4 protein-coding genes and 1 tRNA gene are annotated in these 4055 nt (G+C 61.8%); all 5 read right to left on the bottom strand.

All coding sequences use genetic code 11. The features are described 5' to 3' along the window. Nucleotides 1–205: 205 nt before the first annotated feature. The 5 genes from AB0300_RS18630 to AB0300_RS18610 all read right to left on the bottom strand — a co-directional run bounded on the left by AB0300_RS18630 (nucleotide 206) and on the right by AB0300_RS18610 (nucleotide 3906). Nucleotides 206–1360 (bottom strand): hypothetical protein, encoded by a 1155-nt coding sequence (locus AB0300_RS18630; RefSeq protein ID WP_366216663.1) that lies wholly within the window; start codon nucleotides 1358–1360, stop codon nucleotides 206–208. Then, nucleotides 1344–1586 carry a hypothetical protein gene (locus AB0300_RS18625; protein WP_366216662.1) on the bottom strand — a complete coding sequence of 81 codons (243 nt, stop codon included), beginning with the start codon at nucleotides 1584–1586 and terminating at the stop codon, nucleotides 1344–1346. The genes AB0300_RS18630 and AB0300_RS18625 overlap by 17 nt, the downstream gene beginning before the upstream one ends. A 176-nt stretch (nucleotides 1587–1762) precedes the next feature. Next, a tRNA-Leu gene (locus tag AB0300_RS18620) sits at nucleotides 1763–1838 on the bottom strand. 729 nt (nucleotides 1839–2567) lie between these two features. Then, nucleotides 2568–3194, bottom strand: a complete 627-nt coding sequence (locus AB0300_RS18615; RefSeq protein ID WP_366216661.1) for a hypothetical protein — start codon at nucleotides 3192–3194, stop codon at nucleotides 2568–2570. 19 nt (nucleotides 3195–3213) lie between these two features. Continuing rightward, a complete protein-coding gene (locus AB0300_RS18610) occupies nucleotides 3214–3906 on the bottom strand; it encodes a hypothetical protein (RefSeq protein WP_366216660.1) in 693 nt (230 codons plus the stop codon). Nucleotides 3907–4055 lie beyond the last annotated feature (149 nt).

Below are 4055 nucleotides of genomic sequence, written 5' to 3'. Positions count from 1 at the left end.
CGAGGGCTTGCACGGCCATTGCGTGCATGGTCTGTCGTTCGCTCTCCATGAGCGTGCCTTTCTAGGCGGGTGGCATGGGTTGGGGCCGGAACACTTGGTTGGTGTTCCGGCCCCGTTTGGTTCTGCCCACCGTTCCTCGACGCCGGTTGCCCTACATGTGTGGCTGTTGCCCTGTGGCTGTTGCGTGGGAGGTGGGAGGTATTGGTTACAGCACCGTGAGGGACTGCAAGTCGAATCCGTCTTCGGTGATGTCGAAGACGAGGAGGCCGGCGTCGGAGTCACCACCGCCGACGTTGCGGAACCATGACGAGCCGTTGTCGGTCGTACAGGCCTGCAACCACCACTTCTGCCGTCCCGTGTTCGGGTTGCGGCCGGAAGGAATGACGGTCAGGTGGTGGTAGTGGCCGCTGAGCATGATGTCGGCGCGTGCCATGGGCATGCCGCCGTGCTGCTGCTTCTGCCACCACCCGATCGCTTGACCGGGTGAGAACTGGTTGCCGTGGACCATGCCGAGGACGGTGCCGAGGACATCGAGGGTGACTGATTCGTCGTACGTGTCACTGAATGTCCAGGAGGCGTCGATCCCGGCCGCGTGTGCGACTTTCGCAACCTGACGGTGGACGAACATGCCGAGGTCGTCACCGGGACGCCCAAGGTTCTGTTTCCCGTTACGCCAGGCCGTGTGGTTCGACGGGGCGGACATGATGTCGACGTGTCCGTGTCGGTGCATGACCTCGATGAACTTGTACAGTTCGGTGCCGGCGAGGTCCATCTGCTGCGCCAAAGACAGGTCGTTGGTGAACATCGGGTTGCCGCCGGATTCGAAACCTTCGAACAGGTCACCGACTTCGGCTAGGACTGTCGACTGGGGTTTCCGCTGCTTGAGGTGTGCGGCGAGCCTGTCCCGCATGCTGGCGAGACGGTCGATGAGCTCGGGCGTGCCGCCACGGTGGTCGACCTTCCCGGCCTGCACATCGGAAAGGGCAACAACGGTCACCCTGTTGGCGGGCGTCGTCTTGACCCGTGCACGGGGCTTACGGCGACCCTCCGCATACAACGCGGGAAGGTCGATCTCGGCGCCAGTGAGGCGTTTAAACTGTGCCCGGTAGGAGTACAGGTTCACAACGTCACGTTCGCCGCCCTCGAGGCGTTTCGACTGCTGCCAGGTCGACATGCGCACAGTGTCGTCAACGATGGCGAACGATGCGGGGTCGAGGCCGAACCGGTGGAAGATGTCTGTCCAGTCGGTGATCGGGGTTTCGGACTTGATGTCGCGGAACTCTCCACCGTCCGGGCCGACGTCTACGGTACCGATGCTGGTGGTGGGTTCGGTTGCTTGTGCTCTAGCCGCGATCGACATTGTGTGCCTTCCGCCAGACAGCGATGGTGTCTTTGTTTGCCCGGTATCCGGTGTATCCGTCTGAGGGGTCGTCGTCGCGGATCATTTCGCAGACCCTTGCGTTGGAGTACCAGGTGTCGTTGAGCCATCCCGTGACGATGGTTCTGTGCTCGTCGTTGAGGGTGTCTAGCCAGGCTTCGAATTTGGTTTTGGGCGCTGCCTTCGCGCCGCGGTCTGCGAGGGACACGATGGTCGCCTTTCATAGCCGGTTTGGGCATAAGCCGTGAACATGCACTGTGAAGTTGTAGAGCGGGATGGTGGTCGCTGGCTGCGTTCCCCATTGAGCGACACCTAGTCGCGCCATCCCTCACCGACTGATACCGACGCGTGGCCATGGTTACGTCGCGTCGGGTGCGGTGTCCGTGCCGCTCCTGGGATTCGAACCCAGACTGGCTCGACTTTTGAGGTCGAGGACTCTCCCAAGTTGGTCTAGAGCGGCGCACACTCCCGGCTACAGACCAGAGGCCCACGCCGGGAGTGGCGGACGTAGCTGTACCCAGTGGGCCTTGACCACGTAGATGCCTCGGAGCGCTAGTCGAAACATGTTGCGCTTGGTCCCGAGGGCTTCTGCGAGGGTTGCAACTTCCCCCTGGCTTTATGGGCCAACGGCCTCGCATTGCTCCGCGGCCGGGGATCGAACCCGAGTCACCGCGAACGTCTTCGCGGGATAGCCACCACCAGGTGGCCGCGGATGGTCAAGACGCCCGGAGGCTGTCATGAGCGACGGGCGGGCACGACTCCGCCCCCACTGGAAGATGAGGCCGCCCCGCTGGATTCCAGAAGGGGTGATGCGTAATCGCAACTGACTCATCCACCGGTATGCGCACCTCAGCCGCACTGGCTTGCGCGTGTGACACGACGGGGTGCGCGCTTTGTGAGATCGACCGTCCGGAAGTCTCACGGTGGGGGCTGTCGCGTGTTTGTCGGGTGCGTTCGTGTGCACCTGTTTTCGCCGGCGTCGTCCCGGCTTGTCCTCGACCGACCATTCGCCACGGGTCATTCCATGAGCCGACCGGGAGGAACAACAAAGCCGCCCACCAGACTGGTTGAGCGGCTATTCGATCATCAGGATACAGTTCTCGATCCTCTATAGAGAGAGTATCACATTTAACCTATTTTCGGTGGCCTGCCGGGAAGTTGCTTCTCGGCGCGTCGGATATCGATCACGCTAAGCCACATCGTCCTCCCTGGTCGCAGGGTCTGCACTTTCCCCATGCGCACCCATTTGTAGATCGTTTGCCGCGTTCTTCCTGTCATGGCCATCGCTTGCTCGATGGTTACCCAGTCGTCTCTCACTGGATCTCTCCTTGGCATCGGCGAACTCCAACGCGATAAGCGCGGTCAATTTCGCGAACTCTTCCTCGGACACGTAGTGGGAACACTCGCGGCACTTCACGGCGATAAGGTCGCCATGGAATGCCGGAGGTTCGTATCGCAACCCCACCATGTGGCATGACGGGCAGCGCACGAACTGGACGCGGTGGGGTCGATCCTCGAACGGCCACTTCGCTGACGCGGTCTCGACCTCGCGAGTGAACACCAACGCGAGCTCGAACCCGCCGTCATCGGCAGCAACGTCCTCCAAGTCCGCCCACCTGTTCAGCGCCTGCGCGAGTTGGGTAATCTCTTCCGCCGCCAGCCACGTTGGAGGAATGCCAAGTGGCGGCTCTACCGACTTGCCGTGGATTTCATCCGGGTCGCCGGTCTTGATGTAACCGGCGACCCGAAGCCATGGCACGAGCTTGAGGGAGTAGTGAACGGCTCGTCGAAACCTGGCGAACTCGTCGTAGGTCATGTAGCCGACGTTCGCCCCGTCATACATGCTTGATCCCTTCGTGCCTTGAGTGTCGGTACATCAGTTCACGCGGAATCCCGTACGTCGCGGCGAGGCCGTCGATGTGCGTCTTGATGTCCTCCGATTCTGCGAACCACTCGCGCCCTTGCGCGAGCGAGCGTGAGAACTGCATATGACGCTTCGCTTCGGTCTCTCTGGTGCCAGGCTCAACCGCCAAGAGCTCGGTGCCTGGCGGGTAGCTCCGTGACCGCTGCGGCAGGTTGGTCGTGTACCCGATCTTGATTCGCCCGTTTATCCGCATGTAGTACACGAGCCCATCACCTGTCGCACCGGTCTCTCGGGTCATCGCCCGAATCTTGGCTCGTTGCTTCTTCTCGACGTGACGCAGGCGGGCCATCCGAGCCATGGCTTCGGTAACTGCGGGGAGCTCGAGTACGGATTCCAGGTTCTCAACGATCTTGAACTGGCACTGCATGCACACTGTTCCGCCGCGGAAGTCCTCCTGTAGCGTCAGGTGGCGTTCGGTGCGGTGGCGCCCGAGCGAGCACCATAGGTTCTTGTTGGCGCGTGCGGCCTTGCGCGCCTGGCGGAGTCGGTCGCGTCGTTCCTTCTTCTGTTTCTGCTCGGCCTCAGCGTTCTCCCGGAACGAAGCGATGCGAGCCTTTGAAGCCGCGAGTCTTCGTTCCGCTTGTGCGGCCGTCATGTCGGTCATGGGTTCTCGCTTTCGTGTTCAAGTGTGTGTTCTTGTGCACCGTCGATCTGTGGGCCGACAAGGATGACCGGACACGACGGACAACGCCACAACGGCGGCAAAGTCATCGGATGCTCCACGCAGCACGCAGAGTGGCGCCTGTGAGGTGC

It is taken from the genome of Microbacterium sp. NPDC078814 (assembly GCF_040702645.1).
Lineage (GTDB): Bacteria > Actinomycetota > Actinomycetes > Actinomycetales > Microbacteriaceae > Microbacterium.
The sequence above is the reverse complement of the archived record's forward strand: the minus strand, read 5'-3'. Positions and strand labels throughout refer to the sequence as shown.

Bases quoted from the DNA above. Each gene is read 5' to 3' on its own strand.
- AB0300_RS18610 (WP_366216660.1), bottom strand. From the start codon at position 3,906: ATGACCGACATGACGGCCGCACAAGCGGAACGAAGACTCGCGGCTTCA.
- AB0300_RS18630 (WP_366216663.1), bottom strand. From the start codon at position 1,360: ATGTCGATCGCGGCTAGAGCACAAGCAACCGAACCCACCACCAGCATC.
- AB0300_RS18615 (WP_366216661.1), bottom strand. From the start codon at position 3,194: ATGACCTACGACGAGTTCGCCAGGTTTCGACGAGCCGTTCACTACTCC.